Below are 23413 nucleotides of genomic sequence, written 5' to 3' on the forward strand. Positions count from 1 at the left end.
TATGTTATAATTCAAGCCATTAACTCCATAACTATAAGTAATATAATGATGACTAAAAAATCCCTTATCCAGTCCCCAGAAGCCATAGAAAAAATGCGCGTAGCCGGTAAACTTGCCAGTGATGTCCTTGTCATGCTCGATGAGCACGTTCGAGTTGGCATCAGTACCGAGGCACTTAACCAAATCGCCCATGACTATATCGTTAATGTGCAACAGGCTATTCCTGCACCGCTCAACTACAATGGCTTCCCAAAATCAATTTGTACCTCGATTAACCATGTGGTTTGTCACGGTATTCCAGCCGAAAACAAGCTACTCAAAGATGGTGACATCATCAATATCGATGTGACCGTGATAAAAGATGGCTACTATGGCGATACCTCAAAGATGTGGATCGTTGGTAACGGCTCTATCATGGCGCAGCGTATCTGCAAAGTCGCACAGGATGCCTTATATGCTGGCATGAGTGTTGTCAAAAACGGTGCGCGTCTAGGCGACGTTGGTGCTGCGATTCAAGCAGTGGTCGAACCTGAGCGTTTCAGTATCGTTCGTGAGTTCTGTGGTCACGGCATTAGTAATGAGTTCCATCACGAGCCGCAAGTCATGCATTATGGTAAAAAAGGTACGGGCTTTGAGCTAAAAACAGGCATGACCTTTACCATTGAGCCTATGATTAACCAAGGTACATGGCAGACTAAGATCTTGCCTGACGAATGGACAGCAATTACTAAAGACCGCAAGCTATCTGCGCAGTGGGAGCACACTATGGTCGTGACAGATAATGGCTGTGAGGTATTTACCACGCGCCCTGAAGAAGATTTAAGTTTTTTGACCCAGTAATATCAAAAAAGATCGCCTAGGCGGTCTTTTTTTTGGACTATAATTAAGTATAGTAAATGCTGCCTACATTTTTAGTTTTAACGATCTACTTTTAAATTCTTAACTGGATAACACTCATGTTTAATTGTGATGTCGCTTCTATCGATCTGACACCTTTACCTCTACTATCAAATGATATAGCGACAAACGCGTCACTACTAGCAGATACCCCTGTCACTGAAAAGTCGCTACTGGGTATTCCTCAATGGTTGACTCAAATTAATCACGATATTAACCGTGCACTTGAACGCGGTACCAATATTCGTCAATTGGTCGCGGCACGCTCTGGGGCTATCGACGAATTGCTGATTGCCGTGTTCAATTGGTTTGAGCTGGATAAAACAGATTTGGCATTGTTCGCGACTGGCGGGTATGGTCGCGGCGAGCTGTCGCTTTATTCAGATATCGACATTTTATTGCTCTCCCCTGATGAAATTGGTGCGGATGCCAGTGGCAAAATAGATCGGTTGGTGGCGCTATTGTGGGATATAGGGCTGGAGCCTGCTCTCTCGGTACGTAGTGTCAATGATGCTTTAGAGGCGGCGCTTGATCACACCATTGCCAGTGCCCAGCTAGAAGCTCGGCTACTGATTGGCAATGAGGCTTTACAGGATGTGCCCATTCAAATTGTCAATAAACAATGGTCGCCACGTGAGTTTTTTGAAGTAAAAATCGCAGAAGCTAAAGCGCGACATCTACAGCACAATGCCACAGAGTACAACCTTGAGCCCAATATAAAAACCGCCCCTGGTGGTCTGCGCGACATTCACATCATCGGCTGGGTGACCAAACGTTATTTTCGAGTGGGTAAGCTCTATGACTTAGTACAACAAAACTTTTTGACTGAAAAAGAATTTGATGAACTGAATTTTGCAGAAGGCTATTTATGGCAAATACGTCATTACCTGCATATATTGACTGGTCGCAACGAAAACAAGCTGCTGTTTGATTATCAGCGTGAGATTGCCCAGTTGATGGGTTATGAGACGCAGCCAGACGATCAACCAAATGCCGCGGTAGAGCGTTTTATGCGCGACTATTATCGCTGTGCCATGCAGATATCGACGCTATCTGAGATGTTGATCAATCACTACTACGAGACAATTATAGAGCCACAGTTACCTGATGATGAGCGTCCGAAAAAGCAGCCAATCAATGCCCGCTTTAACCAAATCGGTGATCAAATCGCCATGGCGCATCATCGGGTTTTTGCTCAGCATCCTGACTCTATCTTAGAGATGTTTTTACTAATGGGTCAGTACGGTATCAAAAACGTGCGCACTCATACGTTGCGTGCGCTAAAAATCGCCGCGCGTGGCATCGATCAAGTCTACCGTGATAACCCCACTCACCAAGCGCTCTTTTTAGCCAATTTAAAAGAGCAGAATTATCTGTTTCATCGCCTGCGTGCCATGAATCGCTACGGCGTTTTAGGCAGTTATATTCCTGCTTTCGCCCAAGTAACTGGTCTCATGCAATATGATTTATTTCACCGTTATACCGTTGATGCGCACACCTTATTTTTAATTCGAATTTTGCATCGCTTCACTGACCCACGTTTTTATGAAGATTTCCCATTGGTCAGCTCTATCTTTCAACGTATCGAGCGCAAAGAAATCTTGGTACTGGCAGCCATGTTCCATGATATTGCCAAAGGTCGCGGTGGCAACCATAGTGAGCTTGGTCAAACCGAGTCGTTTGATTTTTGTTTGGCACATGGCATGAGTGTGGCAGATGCCAAATTGGTTGGTTGGCTCACTCGCTATCATTTATTAATGTCGATGACTGCTCAGAAAAAGGACATCTCAGATCCAGAGGTGGTCACTATTTTTGCCAACTTAGTCGGTAATGTCACCCACCTCAATCATTTATACGTGCTCACCGTTGCGGATATGAATGCGACCAATCCACAGTTGTGGAACAGCTGGCGTGCCACATTGATGAAACAGTTATACTCACAAACTCGGCGCATTCTGCGCGCTGATATCGATGCACCCACTAACCGCCAAGATATGATCAGTGCCACCCGCATCCAAGCCTTAGCGATGCTCGATAATGTCAACAATCAACACATGAATCGCGATGAGGTCTTGAGGCTATGGGATGATTTGGGTGATGAATATTTCTTGAGAGAGATTCCTGAAGATATCTTATGGCATACCGAAGCCATTTTGAACCATCCGCCGATTGGTCTTGCCTCTAATGCGGATAGCCCGCCATTGGTGGTACTGCGTGAGCATCGCGAGCTGGCACTCGATGCAGTACAGGTCTTTGTTTACACCCAAGATCAGACGAATCTATTTGCCGTTACCATGGCTGTATTCGATCAGATGAACTTGGATGTTTTAGATGCCCGCATCATTACTGCTACCCGCGACTTTGCTTTGGACTCTTATGTACTGCTCGATCCTAGTGGTACACTATTGGTGGATGAGGACAGTCAAAAAGAGCTGAAACAGCGCCTAATTAATGCCTTTAAAGATCCTACTGTACTGAAGCTTACCAATAAGCGTATGCCGCGTCAGCTCAGACATTTTGAAGTGACCACGGTGATTAATTTTGAGTTTAATGAGGCGTCTGATCAGCATATTATGAGCTTAGAGACCCTTGATCAGCCAGGGCTACTGGCACGCGTAGGGCAGGTATTTTTGCAGGAGAAAATTGAGGTGCATGCGGCGCGTATCACCACTTTGGGCGAACGCGCAGAAGATATGTTTTATATCAGCGATCAAAATGATGAACCGCTATCTGCTGCTAGACTTGACGCATTACAATCCGCCTTGATGACCAGTCTCAGTGTACAAAGAGAGCAGCCTGCTGCTTACAGCAAATGTGATTGAACAAATGGGTTTGAAAAGATAGGTCTAAGATAAATATTCAGCGTGTATCATCAATTCATTGATAGTTCTGTGTTTGTAACGAATCATAGACCCATCAATGTATCGATGGCACGCTTTGTACTTTTTAACCCTTTAATATCAAAAGCACCTTTTATAAGGTGCTTTTATATATCATTTCGCTAGCGTGCTCATTGAGCTCATCATCCGCAAGATCTGGTGGCAAAATTTTTGCATCCACCTGCTGATAGCCTAGCATTAGACGCCCAGCATCGACTTCTTTTTGGAGCAAACACTGTAAACTGGCTAAATGAAAATGCCCATCAAGATACTCATATAAATATCTCAAAGAAATAGGCGACTTGGCATGTACATCGGGATAAAGGCTGTCTTCTGCCAAAACAATCATTTCATTGAACGCCTCTTCTCGCATCAACTCATCTTTATCGATTTTGCGTTGCAAACTATTTGCCATTCGACCTTTAGCTGCGAACATGGCCATAAAAATCGCGGTTTGCAAGACGAATAGAGCAATATATTGCCATAATGGCAGTAAAATACCGAGCAGATTGCTAAGCACCATCAGCACCATCGCCACGATCACATAACTGACTAACTGCCACAGTAACCACATCATCAAGCTGTTTTCACCATACCAAAACATTTTTCGTTCTTTATGACTGATTAGTTGCTGGCGCGCTTGCCACCAGTTTTGCTCTCGCTGCTTTAATAGCTCGTACAATTTAGTACGCTGTCGCGTATCATCAGAGTTTTCATGTTGCATATCTGTCGCGTTAAGATCATTAGCTTTTGAGATACTAGGCATATCAAATTATCCTTACCATACTCTATTATTAAGGCTGACAGCAGTTTTTTGTATTATTATAAGTTATCAATCGGCACGCTTTTCTTAGGATTTTTAAATCTGTGGCTGCTGCAATAATTACCTTAATTTGCCATTATGGCTAAGCCCTTTTGGCAGTAAGAGAAGAAAAAGACAAAAAACAAGAGAAGTGCTACACTGTTTGAATGTAATTTTTCTTTATAACTTTATTATTAATTGTCTATTATAGTTACCCTACCTATGAATCACAACTTAACGTACCTGCATCCTTACCCTTTCGCAAAGATGGCAACATTGCTTGCTGACAGTGTCCCAGCCCATGACTACAGTGAAATCAAGCTCGGTATTGGTGAACCAAAACATGAGCCACCAGCGTTTGTACTGGACGTACTACGTGAAAATTTGGACAAAATAAGTCGTTATCCAACGACTAATAGCATGTTTGAGCTGCGTCAAACCATCGCGCATTGGCTAGAAAAGCGCTTCTTTTTGCACCATGTCGATGCCAATACGCAAGTATTGCCAGTAATGGGCACACGCGAAGCGATTTTTAGTCTGGTACAAGCGGTTGTTGATCATAAGGTGAGCGATACAGAAAGTAGTCCGCTGTCTGTCTCTGACCCGCTATCTAGTGTTTCTCCTATGCCAGCTCCTACGATAGTCATGCCTAACCCTTTTTACCAAATATACGAGGGTGCAGCGATACTGGCGCAAGCCGAACCTTACTTTGTGCCTTGCACACTGGACGATGATTTTAAAGGTAACTATCGCGCTGTACCAAAAGACGTTTGGATGCGCACACAGCTATTGTTTGTTTGTAGTCCGAACAATCCAACGGGCTCGGTCATGATGATGGAGGATTGGGAATATCTCATTCGCCTGTCAGATCAGTACGATTTTATTATCGCCAGTGACGAGTGTTATAGCGAGCTGTATTTTGATACAGCTCCCATTGGCTTATTACAAGCCTGCGCTGCCCTCGGTCGTCATGATTTCAAAAACTGCATTGTCTTTCACTCTTTATCTAAGCGTTCAAACTTGCCTGGTTTGCGCTCGGGGTTTGTGGCAGGTGATGCCAATATTTTGCAAGCTTATCTGCAATATCGTACTTATCAAGGCTGTGCGATGCCGATACCACATCAACTCGCCTCGATCGCTGCATGGCAAGATGAAAAGCATGTGGCACACAATCGCGCTCTGTATCAAGAAAAGTTTGCCTTGTGGATGTCTGAGCTTGGTGCGTTATTAGACTTGCGAATGCCTGAGGCTGGATTTTACTTTTGGGTGAAAGTCCCTGAGCCGTTCGATGGTGATGATGAGCGGTTTGTCAAAGCACTGTACGAGCAAGCCAATATTCACGCATTAGCAGGGCGCTATCTGTCACGTGACATTGATGGCAAAAACCCTGGGCAAGGTTACATACGCATTGCGCTAGTCGCTAGTGTTGATGAGAGCCGTGAAGCAATAAGCCGTATTCGGAAATTACTAGGCGCATAAGCAGTCGCTTTATACGCAAAAACTTCCAAAAAAACAGCAGCCTCTAATAGCCACAATATTACTGTGGTTATTAGAGGCTTTTTGCTTTAATAATGCTATAGTAAAGTGTCTTTTATCATCAATTATCTTTTACTCAATATGCCATCAAGGATGATGCCATGCCCCATCTTGATTTTACCCAGCCGCCCTTTGACGTATTGAGTCTGGCTGAACGCCAAAGCATCAGAAAAAATACTCAAATCCGCTACCTTGCCAAAAATGAGAATCTTACTGCCGAAGAGTTGCAATATCTGTATGTGGTCATTAAAGGGCAGATTGAGCAATTGCTTGATAGTGAGTTTGTGGCCTCTTACTTGGGTAGTAACCACTCCGACCATCTCAATAATAACGACTGGTTCGACAGCCGTCGTCTGCCTGAATCATTGACTGAAAACAGCCCTAATACTGAAGTATTGCAGACCTATCAGTTTCGAGCTGCTGAGGATACCTTGCTACTCCAAGTCGCTGGTAGCGCAGTCGATAAAATCAGCGCCCAAAATCACCTCGTGCGCCAAATGCTGTCAGACAAATTGCCCGAACGGCTAAAAGCATTACAGCAACGCCGCAATAATAACTCCATAGTCTCTGCCAGCTACAACGACCAACAAGAAGTGCAGCAAATCATGTTGCAGCCCGTCATTGACGTCAATCTATTGCCAGTCCATATCGTCGATGCCAATAACAGCTTGTACGAAGCCGCTGCTATCATGACGAAAGCGGGGCTAAAACATGTACTGGTGCAACCATCAGACCACTTAAAAAACGTTGGAGATGGGCGATATGGTACCGATCATCTATTGGGTATTTTAACCGATACCGATATTTGCCGCGCCGTGAGTGACCAGCAAGATCCCGCCACTACTCCCTGCCAGCGCTATGCTAATTTCAATTTGCGTACCATCAAAGCCAGTGATGAGATTGGCGATGCACTATTGACCATGACCCGCTATCGCATTCATCGGCTACCAGTGATGGATCAAAACGGTGATGTCGTTGGTATACTGGGACAAAGCGATATGCTTGCGCATATTGGTCATCATTCACAGCTCATAAGTATCCAAATCGAGCAAGCAAAAGACTTATCGAGCTTAGATACCGCCGTCGAGCTTATCGGTCGTTACATTCGTGCCCAACATCAAAACGGCGTCAAAACCGGTAACATCAGCCGCATGGTACAGACCTTGAATGCACAGGTATTTACCAAGCTCTGGCAACTTATCGTGCCTGATGAGGTTATGACAAATACCTGCCTGATCGTGATGGGCTCCGAGGGGCGCGGGGAGCAAATCATGCGTACTGACCAAGACAATGCACTCATCTTACGTGATGGCTATACTCACCCTGATCTGGCGCAATTTGCGGATACTTTTAATCACCATCTAGCAGACCTCGGTTATCCACTGTGTGAGGGTAATATCATGATGACCAATCCTATGTGGCGACAGCCGCTCAAACAGTTTAACGCCCAGATTGGCTTATGGTTTAGAAATACGGATCCCATGCATGGTATTTATTTGTCCGCCATACTTGATGGCGAATACGTCTGCGGAGATGAGTCATTATTAACTCAGGTGCGCCAACATTTAAAGGTTGCCCACAGGCAGTCAGACCTCATGTTTGTACGCCAGTTTGCACGTGCCGCGCTACAGTTCGGTGATGTCAATCAGTGGTGGCAAAAATTCGTACCTTTGCTCGGTGGTAAACCCGTGTCAGAAGACATTGATCTAAAGAAAGCCGGTATCTTTCCACTGGTTCATGGTATTCGCACCTTGGCGTTAGAAAACGATATCTTAGAGCTGCCCAGTAGTAAAAATCGTCTTAAAGCTTTGGTACAAGCTCGCGCCTTGACCCAAGAGCGCGCAGATACTTTATTAGAAGCCTTGGAATTTTTTATGGCACAGCGCCTATCCGTCGCCCTATCAACCGATGATAAACATGCGCGGCAAGTAAATCCAATGACCTTGACCGCACTTGAGCGTGACTTATTAAAAGAGTGTTTGGCTGTTGTTAAAAGCTTTAAAAATCAGCTACGTCAGCATTATCAGCTAGAGCTCGCATAGGTACAACAATCGCATAAATGGATGAGCGACAAATATGAGTTGGCTAACACAGTTATCCTGCGCTTGGCAAAAAACGCAGCTGCAGCGTCCAGAATTGGCATCGATGTTTACCAAGCCTTTGGCTAAGCAGTGGGTAGCCATTGACTGCGAAATGACGGGACTCAATCCAAAAAATCACCATTTACTGTCTGTCGCCGCGATTCATATTAATGGCAATACAATCGATACGGGTAATGGCATGCATATCGTATGCAGACCACCTGTGATGCCAGACCGTGACACCATTGTAATTCATGGCCTGCGTACTGCCGACGTTGAGCATGGTATGAGCTACGATGAGATGCTGGCGCTACTGTTGCCATTTATAGGCAATCGGCCGATTGTGGGGTTTTGTACAAGTTTAGATACAGCGTTTTTAAACCCTATGGTCAAACGCTATATGGGCACAGCGCTGCCCAACGAAATCATAGATTTGCGCCATTTATATAGTCGGCGCAGGAGTGGTCAAACCCAAGGCCTCTCTAGTCAAGCGCAGCATCTGACCAATATTTTAGCCCATTATAATATACCCGAGCTAGGCGCCCACGATGCTTATAACGATGCGATCATGACTGCCATGGCATTTTTACATGTGCGCTAGCGTGCGTCCGTAGTTTGAAAATTCAGATAAAAACAGGTTTTCAACCACGCCTACCATCTACGCGAAAACGGCAACTCATGTTACCATAGGCTGTTTTTGCTACCTGATGAAAGATGCTCATGCGACCCACCTCCAAACTCCGTCACTCCTCTGCTCTTACTGCCAAGTTATCCCCTTTTTTTTGTTATCTGCGACCGTCGAAGCCGCCTACTAAATACGTACCTATCATGGCGTTATTAGCAACGGCGACAGTATTGCCAATCCATGCGCAAGCAGCACTACCAAAAGCCATCGAAGCAGCATTATCACGAGCCGATTTAACAGAAGCTGATATTAGTATTATCGTCACACCAGTTGGTGATAAAAACGCCAGTCGCCTGCCCGCTCCCATTCAGGTCATTGATAGCAGCAGCTCGGAACGCTCATCTAACCCCGCTCTTCAGCCAAAACCGACTGCCAATATAACTTCTGACATAACAGGCAATCCTCAAAAAGCCACGCAAAATAATAATCACAAAACCCAAAATAACCATTTGCGCCAACAAAGTACGCTGATTACTATTGAGCAGCGTACCATTGAAAAGCATGAGAAAAAACTGCATGCTTACACCGATGATCCTTACACTTATCAAAGCTTAGAAAGCATCCCAACGATATTGGGTGATAAGGCAAAAACAGCTGTCATTAACGACAACAACGCCAGTAACAGTAACAATAAAACTGGTGACATCAGTACTGATAATACCTCCATAAAAATTTCATTTTCACCATTACTGAACCATCAATCTGATGTCGCTCGCACGCCTGCCAGCACCATGAAACTCGTTCCCAGCTTTATTGCGTTAGATACCCTAGGCGCTGACTTTGTCTGGCATACCCGTGTCTATCATACAGGCCTTGTCATCGGTGACCGTCTGCATGGCGATTTGATTATTCAAGGCAGCGGTGATCCAAAAATGACCCACGAGCGTTTAAAACAGCTCCTTTATAAAGTACAGACGTCCGGTATTCGTCATATTGACGGTGATATTATCATTGACAGTGGCGTCTTTAACAATGTCAGTAAAGACCCTGCTGCCTTTGATAACTCGCCACTGCGTCCTTATAACGCCAGCCCTGATGGTTTTTTGGTGAATTTTAGTACCATCGGTATCAAAAGCTATCCATTAAACGATGACCAAGCAAATCTGACTTATACACCGCAATTAGCAAACTATGATTTGCCCAGCATAATAAATACGCGTTCGGCGGCCTGTGGACAAGCGCGTTATAGTCTCGCACCCGAGTGGCAAACAAAACAATTGATTTTAAATACTAATTTGCCAAACAGCTGTCAAGAGCACGCTTTTTATGTTGCTTATCCTGACGCCAAAGATTTTGCGGCACGCGTTATTGCCGCAAAATGGCAAGAGCTAGGCAATACGCTGAGTGGTGATGTCATCACTCAAGAAACACCTTACACTGCAGCAAAAAGTACCAAATCAATGCATGGTCTGGCAGCACTACCTATCTCACCGCTGCCTATTGTCAGCTACCCATCATTAAATTTGACTCAGCAGATTTACGATATCAATCATTTCTCAAACAATGTGATGACTGAGCAAGTGGCACTATCGATTGGTGTTTATGACAAACTTGATAATAAAACGGTCGATAAAGCTATTAATAATTCATATAGCTTGTATCAATTTGGCAAGCCGACTACAACGGGCTATCCTGTAGCATTGCAGACTATTAATCAATGGTGGCAGACCAATCTAAGCACACCGCCGCCCCATTTGACCAATGGTTCAGGACTCTGCCGCGACTGTACCATAACAGCCGCCAACTTAAGCGAGCTTCTAACTTATGCTTATAGCCATCCAAGTTTTAACGCTTACGTCAATTCGTTAGGTGTCGCTGGCGTTAGTGGCACCATTACCGCTCATAGTAAACGCCTACCCGAATCAGCAGCCATTGGTCGTGCGTGGATAAAAACGGGTACCTTAAACAATGTCACCTCGATGGCAGGCTATGTCAAAGGATTATCGGGACAGGATTATGTCGTGGTTGGACTCATCAATAGTGAGCACGCGCATAATGCTTATACGGCCAGACCCGTGCTAGATGCGATGCTTGATTGGACGGCGCAGCATTAAGTGTTTTTTACATCCTACTTTTCACCTTTATAAAGGTTCGCTTATGTCACGCAAGACAACCAATCTCAATAAACTCAAGACTCATTCAAGTGGCGAGCCGCTGCCGAAAAACCATGAGTCAGCGCAACCTAAATTGGCACAATATGTAGGATATTTCGCGATTGGCTATACGCTTGCCAGCGCAATATTTATGATGATTCAAACCAAGCTTGCTTTGAACTCGCAACTGGTAACGGTGTTATCTATCATTATCGGGGCTTATATCGCGGTTCATAAATTTGTCAAACATCAGCAGCGCGCATTGAATAGCAGTGAGATCAATCGCTTAATGTTTGGCGGCGTCGCTGTGGTCTGGCTACTGACTGTCATTTACTTCTTAGCCATATGGTTTTGGTTGTTTGATGCGGTAAATCGTGAAGTCTTACTGGAGATGGCCATTCAGCAGCCATTGCCATTGCTCTCATCGCTGGTGATGATATTGGTGCTGACATTGGTCAGTGCTCGCATCAGTCTTTGGGCGATCAATCACCTGCTTGATCCTAAGCGCAAAATTATGTGAGCCATGATAGCCTCAACCAAACCTCTACAAGGTGCTACAAATTTTTCTCCCTACTGATGCATAAAATCCGTTAGGCTAACTTGAGTGAGTAATATTTTGGGTGACTAGCGGTTTTATATTTTAATAGGAGAATTCATCATGGAGCTGATTTTTTTTGACAATATAGACAAGCTTGGACGCATCGTTTTGACGACTGTTATGGTTTACGTGTTAGTCGTGCTGGCGACCAAAGTCTCAGGTAAACGCTCTACCTCACAGCTCAATAACTTTGATTGGATCGTCACCGTCATGATCGGTTCACTTGGTGCCAGTACTATTTTGCTTAAAGACCTTCCCTTTGTCGAAGGAGTTTCATCGATTTTAGTGCTTTATCTATTGCAGTTTTTGGTCACCAAATACGCCTCTATCTCACCGCAATTTAGCAGCTTTATTTTATCAGAGCCGCGTATTGTTTTTTATCAAGGGCAGTTTTTACCAGATGCAATGCGCGCTGAGCGGCTAACTCGTCAAGAGATTGAATGTGCAATGCGCTCTGAAGGAGTGAATAGTTTGGATGATGTTGAAGCCATCGTTTTTGAATCTGACGCCAAGCTTACTATTATTCCAAGACCTAACCCGACTGATGCTGGCGATAATGACGAAAATACAGAAGATAGTGTCTCGCAAACCATACAGCCTTTGATGTAAGACCGATATAATATAAATGGCGAGCCATACATGTATGAATATCAAACTAACTATGATTAGAATTTGGTAAATAAAACTTGGACAAAGAACCAGTGTTTATCAAAAAACAGTAAAGCATAAAAAAGCGTCCTAAGAGTCTTGTTTGTTACGTTCATTCAAGCGTAGAATTCTTTTGCTACATTTTACTAATGACTAAAATTAAAGTGGTACTGGCTATGAAAGTAAGGATTTTAACCGTCGGTAATAAAATGCCTAAATGGGTACAGACGGGGTTCGATGAGTATTTTAAGCGTATCCAGCCTATGCTTAGCACAGAAATCGTGGAAATTGCTGCCGCAAAGCGAGCAAAAAACCCTTCTGATGCCAATTTGGCACAGTATCGTGAGCAAGAAGGACAGGCAATATTGGCCGCTCATAATGCATCAGGGCGTGAGCAACTATGGGTATTGGATGTCAAAGGTAAAGTCATTTCGACAGAAGGGCTGGCTGACAAATTAGCTGATGGCATGCAGCAAGGCGATGATATTGCATTGGTGATCGGCGGTGCGGACGGCATATCACCAGAAGTATTAGCCAAAGCCGATGTAAAATTGTCACTATCAGCGCTGACATTACCGCATCCGTTGGTACGTGTTGTGCTCATGGAGCAGTTGTATCGCGCGATGAGTATCAATAACAATCATCCTTATCATCGTGGCAATTAAGCAGTCATTAAACACTGCTATACTCTGTGCTAATATTTTGTACCAATATTCTGTGCTGATAGTTTATGGGCACAATATCAATGATAGAAAGGATTGAAAAACCACTGAGCGCCCTAATAAACGCTACATGAAATATCCAAAACGCGCGACACCTAACGCCTCTCATTCACTCCATCAGTCTGATGATTCCTACTCTCATTCGCCAACGCCGATCACGGCGAATGGTGTTTGGGCAGATGCACCTGCTTTAGGGTCGAATTTGGCTAAGCTACCAGCATTGTTTATCTCGCATGGCGCACCCACGCTTGCCATTGAGCAATCTGCCACGACCAGTGCACTGGCTCGTATCGGGCAAAACCTACCCAAGCCACGTGCCATCCTAATTATGTCAGCGCATTGGCAATCCGCCAAACTCGAAATGAGCAGTAATCCGCAACCCAAGACTTGGCACGACTTTTCAGGTTTTCCGCCTGAGCTATATGAGCTTCAATACCCTGCAGCTGGTCAGCCAGCGCTTGCTGAATCACTTGCCCAGCAGCTCACTGCACGCGGTATTACTTGTAGTGTCAATCCAGTGCGGGCTTGCGATCATGGGGTGTGGGCGCCGCTCAGGCACTTATATCCAGAGGCCGATATACCTATCGTACAAGTATCATTGCCGCAGCATTATGACAGTATCGCCTGTTACCAATTGGGCGCGCAGCTAGCACGCCTACGTGAGGAGCAAATCCTTGTGATTGGCTCGGGTAATATCACCCACAACTTACAAGCGCTACGCTGGGAAGCCGACAGCATAGATCAGGCCGCCAAATCATTCAAGCAGTGGTTGCTCCAGCAGCTCAAAATAGACATTCCTAGTGCTTTAGACTGGCAGCAATATCCTGACTATAAAGACATTCATCCGAGTGACGAGCATCTGTTGCCATTATTTTTTGCCTTAGGTACAGGTCAGCGGGTCTCTGTCGTTCATCAAAGCATGGCGCATCATAGCTTGGGTATGGATATCTATCGCTTTGATTAAATAGTACTTATCTAATCAAAGCGTTCAAACCTACTTCTCAAAGGCAGGTTTGGTAAATAAACCCGCACGCTCCATCTCACCTGCCACACTGAATAATGTCGCTTCATCATTCATACGCCCAATCAGCTGCATCCCAATTGGCAAACCTTTTTTACTCATTCCTACGGGTAATGACATCGCTGGCAATCCCGTAATATTACCCAATAGCGTAAAGGACATTTTGCCTAGTACAGGCTGACTAAGCTTTTCGATCATGCCCGAACTAAAGGCATACTTACCCATATCGATGCCCTTATTGAGCAACCCTGCGCTACGCATGAGCATTTCATCCATACGACTTGGTGGCAGTACACCATGCTTAACCGCAGGTGTCGGCACGGTCGGGCACAAAATCATGTCATAGGTTTCTAATAACAGTCCCGTTTGATACTGACTGTTATGCCAACCGTGTTTGGCATGAACCAAGTCCACTGCTGATAACGAACGTCCGAGCAGCGCCATATTGTAGGTTTGCGGTTCTAGGTTTTTGATATGAGCAGATCCAAACTCCCGCTCGATATTATCAATCGTAAAGGCGGTATGCGCGCACACCACCACGATAAAATCATGCCAAAACTGCTCGATATTGATATTTGGCTCAGCGGGTATTACTTGATGACCCATGCCTTCTAGCTGCTTAGCCGTTTGCTCTAATACAGCCAGCACCTCTTTATCCACCACAGTATTGGCAATCAATGGCTGTTGTTGTAAGGCAATGGTTAATTGCCTTGGTGCGCGCATCGCTGCTTGCAGAAACGTGCCGTCTGGCGGCGCAATGACATAAGGCGCACCAATCTCCGCACCACTCGTGGCATCGAGCATCGCGGCACTGTCACGTACCGAGCGCGTAATCACATGATCGGCAACTGCCCCATCCCACCCTTCACCAAGGTTAGGGCCTAATGGATTACGGCCACGGCTTGGCTTTAAGCCAAACGCACCGCACCAAGCAGCCGGAAACCGTATCGAGCCGCCGCCATCACCAGCGCCGGCCATTGGTACAATACCACTCGCCACTGACGCTGCACTACCGCCCGACGAGCCGCCAGAGCTGTAGCCTTTTTTAAAAGGGTTATGAGTAGCACCATGGGCTTTTGGTTCGGTGGTAATAATTAAACCAAATTCTGGCGTATTGGTTTTGCCAAAAGTATTCACACCTGTGGCTTTCATACGCTTGACGATTTCACTGTCGCTTTCAGAGATGATATTAACACTACGACTGCCCATCGTGACCGGCTCACCGGCAAAGCTAAATGACAAATCTTTGAGCAAATAAGGCACACCATTAAATATACCTGAGGGTAATCCCGCCTGTGCAGCATGATAAGCCCGCTCATCGAAACGATGGATGATGGCGTTTAATTTGGGATTGAGTGTATTGGCTTGATAGACGGCAGCATCTAATAACTCTTTAGCGCTGACTTCACCTGAATTGACCAATGCCGCCAATGCTATGGCATCATATTGGGTATATTCTTTAAACATAACTGACCTTCCTTGGAAATTAGTTTACTACTCAGCTTCTACAAGAATTTTCCTTACTTTTTCTTTAATTTCTATCTTATAATATTTTAAAGATTACACTATATTTTACGAAAACCTTAAAAGCACTCTTCATAAGGCTGATGTATGAACGCTTAGATTTTCTACAATGCGTATAAACTACCAATAGAGATTACTTTTCTACCAAAAACTTATAAAATAACCAAATGTTAAAAATGCTAGTAAACATAAGATAAAGATAGCTCCATTTTTTACTAAATGGAACTTTAATGGGAATAACACAGCATAATTATTTATAAAAGGACAAATGTAAGCATAAATCTCTTTATTGTTAACAAGGTAATATTTGAAAGCATTTTCAACTTCTGTAGGAGAGCTTCTCTCGAAAGAATTGTAATGATTCAGTCTACTAGACTTTTGTAAACTACCTTTATATCTATATTGATAGTTGATTTTCAAATTGTATAATTGTATGTCTTTTTCTGATTCTTGAGGAAATATAGGGTATATGCTATAGCTTTCAACTGTACATCTGACTCTAGGAAAAAATAGAAAAACAGTATCAAGGATAAAGCCTAAAACCATTAAAAATAGTAGAAGGCCACCTAAAAAAATACCTAAATAACATGCTATTAAAACAAAATGAAACATAAGCTTTTTTTGCTCTCCAATATATCGATAAAATATAGATCTCTTAATATTTACACACTGCACCATACAGCATTTCTAATAAATGAAGCTCAATGCTTGTTTTAATATAAAGTATATCAGTTTAATAAACAGCTGGAAGAGTACATACATATCGTCATCTTAATTTAAAGAAAAAAAAGCGAGCCACTTTCGTCACTCGTCTTTTTTATTGTCTAATAGAGTCTAAACACTACATTAATAGCTCACGCTTACCGCTTTTGCCCATTGAGCTGACCAATCCCGCATCCTCCATGGAATCTACGATACGTGCGGCACGGTTATAGCCGATGCTAAATTTACGCTGGATACTAGAGGCAGAAACTTTTCGCGTCTCCATAATAAAGGCCACGGCATCGTTATAAAGGTCGTCGTCCTCACCAGAAGCGTTAGCCGTACTACCACCGCCGCCCGGACTAGACAATTCAAAATTGCCTGCCATGTTGTCAATATAATCGGGTGCACCGCGTTCGCGCCACGCGTCGCAGACACGGTTGACCTCTTCATCGCTGACATAGGCACCATGCACACGGTCTGGCTCAATTTGCCCTGGACCTAGAAAGAGCATATCACCATTACCAAGCATATCTTCGGCACCACCACTATCCAAAATCGTCCGCGAATCTACTTTTGAGTTCACCCTCAGCGCTGCACGTACTGGAATATTGGCTTTAATCAAACCAGTAATCACATCGACCGATGGACGCTGGGTAGCAAGCATTAAATGAATCCCTGCAGCGCGTGATTTTTGTGCCAAGCGCGTGATAAGCTCTTCGGCTTGTTTGCCGACCTGCATAATCATATCAGCAAACTCATCGGCGACAATGACAATCATCGGTAAAGTTTTTAGTTTCGGTGCTTGGCTGATACTCACGCTGTCATTAGGTCGCCACAAAGGATCAAGCATCGGATTGCCCGATTTTTCAGCAGCAATGACCTTTTTATTAAACTCATTAAGCTTACGCACTTTCAGCAAACTCATCAGCTGATAACGGCGCTCCATCTCTGCCACGCACCATGACAAAGCACTGGCCGCTTCGGTCATATCGGTAACGACTGGTGTTAATAGATGCGGAATATCATTATAGTTGGCAAGCTCAAGCTGCTTTGGATCAATCAAAATCAGACGCAGCTCATTTGGCGTATATTTGAGTAGCATCGATAGTAGCATGGAGTTGACCAATACCGATTTTCCCGAACCTGTAGTACCAGCAACCAACATATGCGGTGCGCGGGCAAGATCAGTAATAATGGCATTACCACCGATATCCTTACCCATCGCCATGCTGATTTGGGCTTTAGGATCTTGGAATTTTTCGGTATTCAATAGCTCAATCAAGCGTACCATTTCGCGCTGCTTATTAGGCACTTCAATACCGATATACGGCTTACCCGGAATCACTTCGACCACACGCAAAGACGCCATGGATAACGAGCGCGCCAAATCACGTGAAATACCTGTAACCTTACTGGCTTTTACCCCAGCAGCAAGCTCCACTTCAAAGCGGGTGACGACTGGCCCTGGGATAGCATTGACCACAGCCGCCTTTACATTGAATTCTTGTAATTTAATCTCTAATAATTCTGATAATTGCTCAAGCTCGGCGATGGTGTAACTGGGCTTACGATCAGGGTCTGGCTTATCTAGAATAGAAATCTCTGGAATAGGCGTTAGGCTACTGCGATAGGCAGCCGTTTGCATCGAGCGTGATTTTTGACTGAAGGCGGCATCATCACTAATATCTGGCATAACGGGCGCATTATCATCCTCAGCGCTATCATCCTCTGGCATCATGTCAGTGATATGGTTGCTACTATCGCCATCAGGTACTGCAAAACTTACCATTGGTTTAGCAGCGGGTGCAGGTGTACTATTCGTTGGTGCAGCACCAGTTGTCGTCGAGACACTACTTTCTATCGTAGGAGCTAATTTAGGATTAGACGGTGGCGTATTAGTTGGCGTCATATCAGCGACTTTCGTGACTGGGGCAACCACGTCAACTGTGTTTGCGGCACTAGCTTCATTAGATATAGAAGAAGGCTCGGAATCGTCTGACGGTTCAGGCTCTTCATCAACCCATCTATCAATAAGGCCATTTATTACGCTATTAGATGAGTCTGTCGCAGGCGCTGTGGCTGCTGCTTGTCTGGGCAGCTTAGCCATATTGGCTGCTTGCACTGATTTTGCAGGTTGTCCTATTTCTGCAGGCTGTATAGCCGTAGATTTTGAGACATCAGCATGCTCTGCCAACCATGCATCGGCCAATATATCAACGGCCTCCACGTTATCCTCTAACTCAAACGATTTAGACTCATTATCCGTTTCGTCAGCCGTCTCACCGTCTACCAGCTCATCCATTGATGGCTGAGCTGTTGACGGCAAGCTCCCTGTTGATTGAGCTTCGGACATCTCTACGGTTGATATCACTGTGGATTCTGGTGCTGCTGTCTCCAACAACTCAGTACTGTTATCAGAAGATACAGAAGTAGTAGAAGCTGAATCAGCAGTGTTCATGTTATTAGCGCCATAAGCCATTTGCTCGCTGGCTAATAAGTCATTGATAGTATTGGCATCATTCCAAGCAAAGCTTGGCTCGACTTTACGGATAGCAGCCATGGCAGGACTTGTCGTCGTCGATGTATTCATCTCACTTTCTAGATTTTCAACAGTACTGCTAGGTGTCTCTACGGAGACAGGTACATGCTCATTATTCTCATGACTAGATTTAACAGCTGAATTAGGCATCGCCGCTTGTGTTGCGGCGACCACAGAGGCTTTAACGCTCTCAGCCAGTCCCGACGTTGCCAAGAACTCTGACAACACATTGCTGAACCGACCGCTGTTGTCCACGGCTCGAGCACTGCTAGCAACTTGCAACTCAAGTGGCAACTGTTCGTAATCGGCTGCGTCTTTTTTCGCATTACTTTTGGCTATATTTTCATCATTTTGCTTGGCATTAATATTTTCTGGCGTGGTTGACACGCTATCATGCATTCTACCTTTACGCTTCACACCTGAGCCAAGCCATGATAGCGCCTTAATCTTCTCATAAATCGCCAGCCAGTGAATATTAAAGGCAAAGGTCGCAGTAATAATGACGAATGCTGTCAAGAAAATCACACTCCCCCACTGCGATAAAAGCTGTGCCAAGCGCGCCTGTAATTCAAGCCCAATAATGCCACCAGCCACACCTTCTAGCCCTATCGTTCCTGGATTGGTCAATTGCTGCACTACAGCCACCAATTGCGCAAACAAAGCACTGGCACTTAATAATAAAAACACATAAGCGACCACACGCATCAGCCAAAACGTTGGCTTGTTGTCCCACCAAATAAGGATAGACTCATAAACCACAAATGCTAGCAGCCACCATGCGCCAAAACCAAAGAAGCTATAAAGCAAGTCAGATAACCAAGCACCCGATTCGCCGCCTACATTATTAATCGTGGTCATATCACTACTGATATGCGACCAACTAGGGTCATTACTGGTATACGTCATCAAAATAACAAATAGATAGACGGCCAGTATTAACCCAAGGAGGGTAAATATTCCCTTTTTTAAATACTCAATAAGCGGTGCTGATATCACGTAAGATCTGCCTTGTTATTAATACTAAATGGTCGCCAATGCATGACTAAGCCTAATCATGCTGACATAAAGCGCTGATAAAGGGTTGGATATAAAGTGCTGATACAAACGCACTTAGCAAAGTGTGCAGCAAGTATTGTCTATTATAAAAGCGATATACAATAGCCTTCTTTTTGCCTTTAGCGCACTTGGCATAACTTCTTATAATAACAAATACATAGGGATAGTGGCGACCGTCTTACAAAGAAAGCGTGCAATAAAATAAGTCTGTGTACGGTTTAGGCAAAAATCCATGTCACTCGCAAAATATAACGAACAAAACAAGGGCTGTTATGTTAGATAAGCCCTATAAAATACCAGCGGTTTCTAACCATAATATTTCAAGAAAAATATACTTTGATTGTAATCATACCTGTGTTTGTTTTAGCAAACTTGTACTTTTCGTCCAATGCCCTTATGTTATTATCACGCAGCGATTAGAAAACCCCATTAGCATCAATTTTGAAGACTGTTTTTTATTATATTGCTCACTCATATTTTTAACATTTATATTTAGCAAGGAATAACTCATGGCAACTGACAATACCGCTCCACGTCACGAAAAACTCATTATCCTAGGCTCAGGCCCTGCTGGCTACTCTGCTGCAGTCTATGCCGCACGTGCCAACCTCAAGCCTGTCATGGTCACTGGTATGGAAGTAGGTGGACAATTAACCACCACTACTGAAGTCGATAACTGGCCAGGTGATGCGCACGATTTGACTGGTCCTGCGTTAATGGATCGCATGAAAGCCCATGCCGAACGTTTCGGTACTGAACTGGTCTATGACCATGTCAATGAAGTAAATCTGAATGTGCGACCTTTTCAATTGACAGGCAATAATGGTAATTATACTTGTGATGCCTTGATTATCTCAACAGGCGCGTCTGCTCAGTATTTGGGATTAGAATCAGAAACCAAATTTAGAGGCTTAGGCGTATCAGCTTGTGCCACTTGTGATGGTTTCTTTTATAAAGACCAAAAAGTCGCCGTGATTGGTGGCGGTAATACTGCTGTCGAAGAAGCTTTATACCTATCTAATATTGCTTCTGAAGTGACGCTAGTACATCGCCGCGATGGTTTGCGTTCTGAAAAAATCCTCCAAGACAAGTTGTTTGAGAAAGCCAAAAATGGCAATATCAAAATTGAGTGGAACCATAAAGTTAAAGAAGTCGTTGGCGATGATATGGGTGTTAATGGTGTGATCATCGAATCTATGATTGATGGCACGACCAAACCACTAGACGTCATGGGTATGTTTGTCGCGATCGGTCATAAGCCTAATACAGAATTGTTCAAAAATCAGCTAGATATGAAAGACGGCTATCTTATTGTTAAAAGCGGATTAGAGGGTAATGCCACACAAACCAGCATCGAAGGCGTATTTGCCGCGGGTGATGTCGCCGATCATGTCTATCGTCAAGCGATTACATCTGCTGGTACGGGCTGTATGGCCGCGCTTGATGCTGAAAAATACTTGGATACCATTGGTGAAGCAACAGCGACTGACCATACTTATGCGTCAACACTGACTGCTGATAAAGAAGCCTAAATGGGTAATTTCTCTCAATACAACGATAAGAACATCACGCCTGAGACCTTAAAAAGTCTTGGGCGTTATGACTTTCCTCATCCTATCTCTGTCGATCCTGATGGTATTGGTATCGTCGCCGTCGGGGGAGATTTGGCACCCGAAACACTCATTTCTGCTTACGCGCAGGGTTTGTTTCCTTGGTTTAATGAGGATGAGCCTATCGCTTGGTGGTGTCCTGAACCGCGCTGTGTGATGGTGCCAACAGACTATCAGCCAAGCAAGTCCCTGCGTAAGCAAGCAATCCGCGAGCGTTGGCAACTGACACTCAATCAAGCATTTGATGACGTCATACATGCCTGTAGTTTGCCACGCAGTGATGGATTGCCTGAAGGTGAGCACACTTGGATTCATGATGAAATGATTGAGGCCTACACCAAACTACATGCTCAAGGCTTTGCTCATAGCATTGAAGTTTGGGATGATAAAGGACGATTAATAGGCGGGCTTTATGGATTAAAAATAGGTAGCATTTACTTTGGCGAATCCATGTTTCATATCGCCTCTAATGCTTCAAAGTTAGCATTTTGGGGTCTAATGCGCTTATGTGAACAAAGCCATGTGGCGCTGGTCGACTGTCAATTACCAAACGATCATCTGATGAGCTTAGGTGCAACTACATTACCACGCGTGGAGTTTCTCACTCGGTTAGATTCATTAATAGCTGGCGATGCCATCACATGGCAAAGTGACTCTCACAAACCGCTACCAGTATCACTACTTGGTAACGTAGAACCTTGGCAGCTCAAGTTATGATGAGCATTATGGCTACTAACAAGCATTTACCTACAGACCTATGAGACCATTATGGCATCCGACAAATCATTCTTATTAATTGGAACTCTCGCGACTAAAGCCAATACCACCAAAGATACCGTTCGTCATTATGACCAACTGGGCTTGCTAAAATCTCGTAAACGTCAAGCAGGATCACGCCTATATTCCGAATTTCATCCAGAGTGTGTAGAACGTATTGAGCTGATTAAAAGTGCACAGACAGTGGGTTTCACACTTAACGAAATCAAAGATGGTTTCGATGATTACTATAATGGAAAAATAGGGCTCGATGAACAGTTAAGCTTCACTCAGAAGAAGTTAGAGCAAGTTTTAAAACAGCAAGCCAATACTAGCATTATGATTGAACTATTGAGCGAACGAATTGCGGAGCTTGAAAGTATGCAAGCAAGCAGTGACTAAAACCTATATATTGAAATCCATAAAAAAGCATCATAAATCTCATCAAATGTTTTCTACTCATCTATCATTTTGATAAAGCCGTTTTACGGCATTGAGTGCCATTAATGATAAATACGTTTAATTATAAATGCGTTGCATGATTAAGGCATCGACTGCTGGTTGATGGGGAGTTTGGTAATACCCTTTACGCTTATGAATCAGAGCAAATTCTTGCTGCTCATATAAGGCTATCGCAGGCGCATTATCCGCACGGACTTCTAATAAAAGGCTCTCTACCTGACGAGTTTTCAATTCCGTATTTAATCTAGCAAAAATTTGTGAAGCGATACCTTGGCGTTGATAATCAGGATGAGTGCCAATACGCAAAATCTCTGCTTGTTCAAAAATCACTTGATATAGACAGTAGCCAATTACGTTACTCTTTTTATTTTGCTCTAGTGCATAAACTATCAACAGATTAATACTATCTTGCTCAAGCAGTTCAAGCAAAGTCTGATAGTTCCAAGCATCTTGTGGCTGGACTATGGCTTCGATACCCTCTACTGCTTGCAGCACTTGTTCAAAATCTGAGCTATGGGTTGTTAGACTTTCTATCACCACCATCATTTATCCTTTTATTATTATTTATACACATCCAAATACAATAGCACTTACTTTATCTCAAATATTTATCATTATGATATTGATTATGCAACTACCTGTTTTGCGCCCAAAAAAAAGCCACCCTCTAAGAGGATGGCTTCTTTATGACTAACTCATAAGCTCATTACTGAGACTTAGTGATTAGTTCAATACGTTAGCAACAACACCAGCGCCTACAGTACGGCCGCCTTCACGAATTGCAAAGCGAAGACCTTTG

18 protein-coding genes are annotated in these 23413 nt (G+C 44.0%); 13 read left to right on the forward strand and 5 right to left on the reverse strand.

Annotated features, from left to right (window positions below; translation table 11 throughout):
- Positions 1-48 precede the first annotated feature (48 nt).
- Together map and glnD are read left to right on the forward strand one after the other, a co-directional pair.
- A complete protein-coding gene (map, locus tag JMX93_RS13820; RefSeq protein ID WP_372815769.1) occupies positions 49-840 on the forward strand; it encodes a type I methionyl aminopeptidase in 792 nt (263 codons plus the stop codon).
- 116 nt (positions 841-956) lie between these two features.
- On the forward strand, positions 957-3719 hold the full coding sequence (gene glnD / locus JMX93_RS13825) for a [protein-PII] uridylyltransferase (protein WP_499205060.1): 2763 nt from the start codon (positions 957-959) through the stop codon (positions 3717-3719).
- 151 nt (positions 3720-3870) lie between these two features.
- On the opposite strand, the gene JMX93_RS13830 is transcribed toward glnD, so the two are convergent.
- Entirely contained in the window at positions 3871-4542 is a 672-nt protein-coding gene (locus tag JMX93_RS13830; protein WP_499205061.1) for a hypothetical protein, read from the reverse strand.
- Positions 4543-4800: 258 nt separating this feature from the next.
- Here JMX93_RS13830 and dapC point away from each other — a divergent pair, with 258 nt between their 5' ends.
- From dapC to JMX93_RS13870, 8 genes are all read left to right on the forward strand, one after another.
- Positions 4801-6057, forward strand: coding sequence for a succinyldiaminopimelate transaminase (gene dapC, locus JMX93_RS13835; RefSeq protein ID WP_499205062.1), 1257 nt, complete (start codon positions 4801-4803; stop codon positions 6055-6057).
- A 158-nt stretch (positions 6058-6215) separates the two neighbouring features.
- Positions 6216-8156, forward strand: coding sequence for a DUF294 nucleotidyltransferase-like domain-containing protein (locus JMX93_RS13840; protein WP_499205063.1), 1941 nt, complete (start codon positions 6216-6218; stop codon positions 8154-8156).
- A 34-nt stretch (positions 8157-8190) separates the two neighbouring features.
- Positions 8191-8796 (forward strand): 3'-5' exonuclease, encoded by a 606-nt coding sequence (locus JMX93_RS13845; protein ID WP_198333136.1) that lies wholly within the window; start codon positions 8191-8193, stop codon positions 8794-8796.
- A 119-nt stretch (positions 8797-8915) separates the two neighbouring features.
- Positions 8916-10934, forward strand: a complete 2019-nt coding sequence (gene dacB, locus JMX93_RS13850; RefSeq protein WP_443215829.1) for a D-alanyl-D-alanine carboxypeptidase/D-alanyl-D-alanine endopeptidase — start codon at positions 8916-8918, stop codon at positions 10932-10934.
- A gap of 43 nt (positions 10935-10977) precedes the next feature.
- Positions 10978-11493, forward strand: a complete 516-nt coding sequence (locus tag JMX93_RS13855; RefSeq protein WP_499205064.1) for an ABZJ_00895 family protein — start codon at positions 10978-10980, stop codon at positions 11491-11493.
- Between the two features lie 138 nt (positions 11494-11631).
- Entirely contained in the window at positions 11632-12180 is a 549-nt protein-coding gene (locus JMX93_RS13860) for a DUF421 domain-containing protein (RefSeq protein ID WP_499205065.1), read from the forward strand.
- 215 nt (positions 12181-12395) lie between these two features.
- Entirely contained in the window at positions 12396-12884 is a 489-nt protein-coding gene (rlmH, locus tag JMX93_RS13865; protein ID WP_499205066.1) for a 23S rRNA (pseudouridine(1915)-N(3))-methyltransferase RlmH, read from the forward strand.
- 127 nt (positions 12885-13011) lie between these two features.
- A complete protein-coding gene (locus tag JMX93_RS13870; RefSeq protein ID WP_499205067.1) occupies positions 13012-13905 on the forward strand; it encodes a DODA-type extradiol aromatic ring-opening family dioxygenase in 894 nt (297 codons plus the stop codon).
- Between the two features lie 30 nt (positions 13906-13935).
- Here the strand turns inward: JMX93_RS13870 and JMX93_RS13875 are convergent, their stop codons facing one another.
- Both JMX93_RS13875 and JMX93_RS13880 read right to left on the reverse strand, forming a co-directional pair.
- Positions 13936-15429 (reverse strand): amidase, encoded by a 1494-nt coding sequence (locus JMX93_RS13875; protein WP_499205068.1) that lies wholly within the window; start codon positions 15427-15429, stop codon positions 13936-13938.
- 898 nt (positions 15430-16327) lie between these two features.
- Entirely contained in the window at positions 16328-19726 is a 3399-nt protein-coding gene (locus JMX93_RS13880) for a DNA translocase FtsK 4TM domain-containing protein (protein ID WP_499205069.1), read from the reverse strand.
- 569 nt (positions 19727-20295) lie between these two features.
- Between JMX93_RS13880 and trxB the strand changes: the two genes are divergently transcribed.
- From trxB to JMX93_RS13895, 3 genes are read left to right on the forward strand one after another with little or no spacing between them, the layout of a single operon-like run.
- Entirely contained in the window at positions 20296-21318 is a 1023-nt protein-coding gene (gene trxB / locus JMX93_RS13885; protein ID WP_499205070.1) for a thioredoxin-disulfide reductase, read from the forward strand.
- Positions 21319-22113, forward strand: a complete 795-nt coding sequence (gene aat / locus JMX93_RS13890) for a leucyl/phenylalanyl-tRNA--protein transferase (RefSeq protein ID WP_499205071.1) — start codon at positions 21319-21321, stop codon at positions 22111-22113.
- Positions 22114-22164: 51 nt separating this feature from the next.
- Positions 22165-22554: a MerR family transcriptional regulator gene (locus tag JMX93_RS13895; protein ID WP_193013466.1), complete on the forward strand. Its 390-nt coding sequence runs from the start codon at positions 22165-22167 to the stop codon at positions 22552-22554.
- A 117-nt stretch (positions 22555-22671) separates the two neighbouring features.
- Here the strand turns inward: JMX93_RS13895 and rimI are convergent, their stop codons facing one another.
- Positions 22672-23160: a ribosomal protein S18-alanine N-acetyltransferase gene (rimI, locus tag JMX93_RS13900; protein WP_499205072.1), complete on the reverse strand. Its 489-nt coding sequence runs from the start codon at positions 23158-23160 to the stop codon at positions 22672-22674.
- Positions 23161-23337: 177 nt separating this feature from the next.
- Positions 23338-23413, reverse strand: a 76-nt coding sequence (locus JMX93_RS13905) for an EF-Tu C-terminal domain-related protein (protein WP_449301519.1), incomplete at its 5' end; no start/stop codon positions are given.

It is taken from the genome of Psychrobacter muriicola 2pS, assembly GCF_904846535.1.
Classification (GTDB): domain Bacteria; phylum Pseudomonadota; class Gammaproteobacteria; order Pseudomonadales; family Moraxellaceae; genus Psychrobacter; species Psychrobacter aquimaris.

Bases quoted from the DNA above. Each gene is read 5' to 3' on its own strand.
- map (WP_372815769.1), top strand. From the start codon at position 49: ATGACTAAAAAATCCCTTATCCAGTCCCCAGAAGCCATAGAAAAAATG.
- glnD (WP_499205060.1), top strand. From the start codon at position 957: ATGTTTAATTGTGATGTCGCTTCTATCGATCTGACACCTTTACCTCTA.
- JMX93_RS13830 (WP_499205061.1), bottom strand. From the start codon at position 4,542: ATGCCTAGTATCTCAAAAGCTAATGATCTTAACGCGACAGATATGCAA.
- dapC (WP_499205062.1), top strand. From the start codon at position 4,801: ATGAATCACAACTTAACGTACCTGCATCCTTACCCTTTCGCAAAGATG.
- JMX93_RS13840 (WP_499205063.1), top strand. From the start codon at position 6,216: ATGCCCCATCTTGATTTTACCCAGCCGCCCTTTGACGTATTGAGTCTG.
- JMX93_RS13845 (WP_198333136.1), top strand. From the start codon at position 8,191: ATGAGTTGGCTAACACAGTTATCCTGCGCTTGGCAAAAAACGCAGCTG.
- dacB (WP_443215829.1), top strand. From the start codon at position 8,916: ATGCGACCCACCTCCAAACTCCGTCACTCCTCTGCTCTTACTGCCAAG.
- JMX93_RS13855 (WP_499205064.1), top strand. From the start codon at position 10,978: ATGTCACGCAAGACAACCAATCTCAATAAACTCAAGACTCATTCAAGT.
- JMX93_RS13860 (WP_499205065.1), top strand. From the start codon at position 11,632: ATGGAGCTGATTTTTTTTGACAATATAGACAAGCTTGGACGCATCGTT.
- rlmH (WP_499205066.1), top strand. From the start codon at position 12,396: ATGAAAGTAAGGATTTTAACCGTCGGTAATAAAATGCCTAAATGGGTA.
- JMX93_RS13870 (WP_499205067.1), top strand. From the start codon at position 13,012: ATGAAATATCCAAAACGCGCGACACCTAACGCCTCTCATTCACTCCAT.
- JMX93_RS13875 (WP_499205068.1), bottom strand. From the start codon at position 15,429: ATGTTTAAAGAATATACCCAATATGATGCCATAGCATTGGCGGCATTG.
- trxB (WP_499205070.1), top strand. From the start codon at position 20,296: ATGGCAACTGACAATACCGCTCCACGTCACGAAAAACTCATTATCCTA.
- aat (WP_499205071.1), top strand. From the start codon at position 21,319: ATGGGTAATTTCTCTCAATACAACGATAAGAACATCACGCCTGAGACC.
- JMX93_RS13895 (WP_193013466.1), top strand. From the start codon at position 22,165: ATGGCATCCGACAAATCATTCTTATTAATTGGAACTCTCGCGACTAAA.
- rimI (WP_499205072.1), bottom strand. From the start codon at position 23,160: ATGATGGTGGTGATAGAAAGTCTAACAACCCATAGCTCAGATTTTGAA.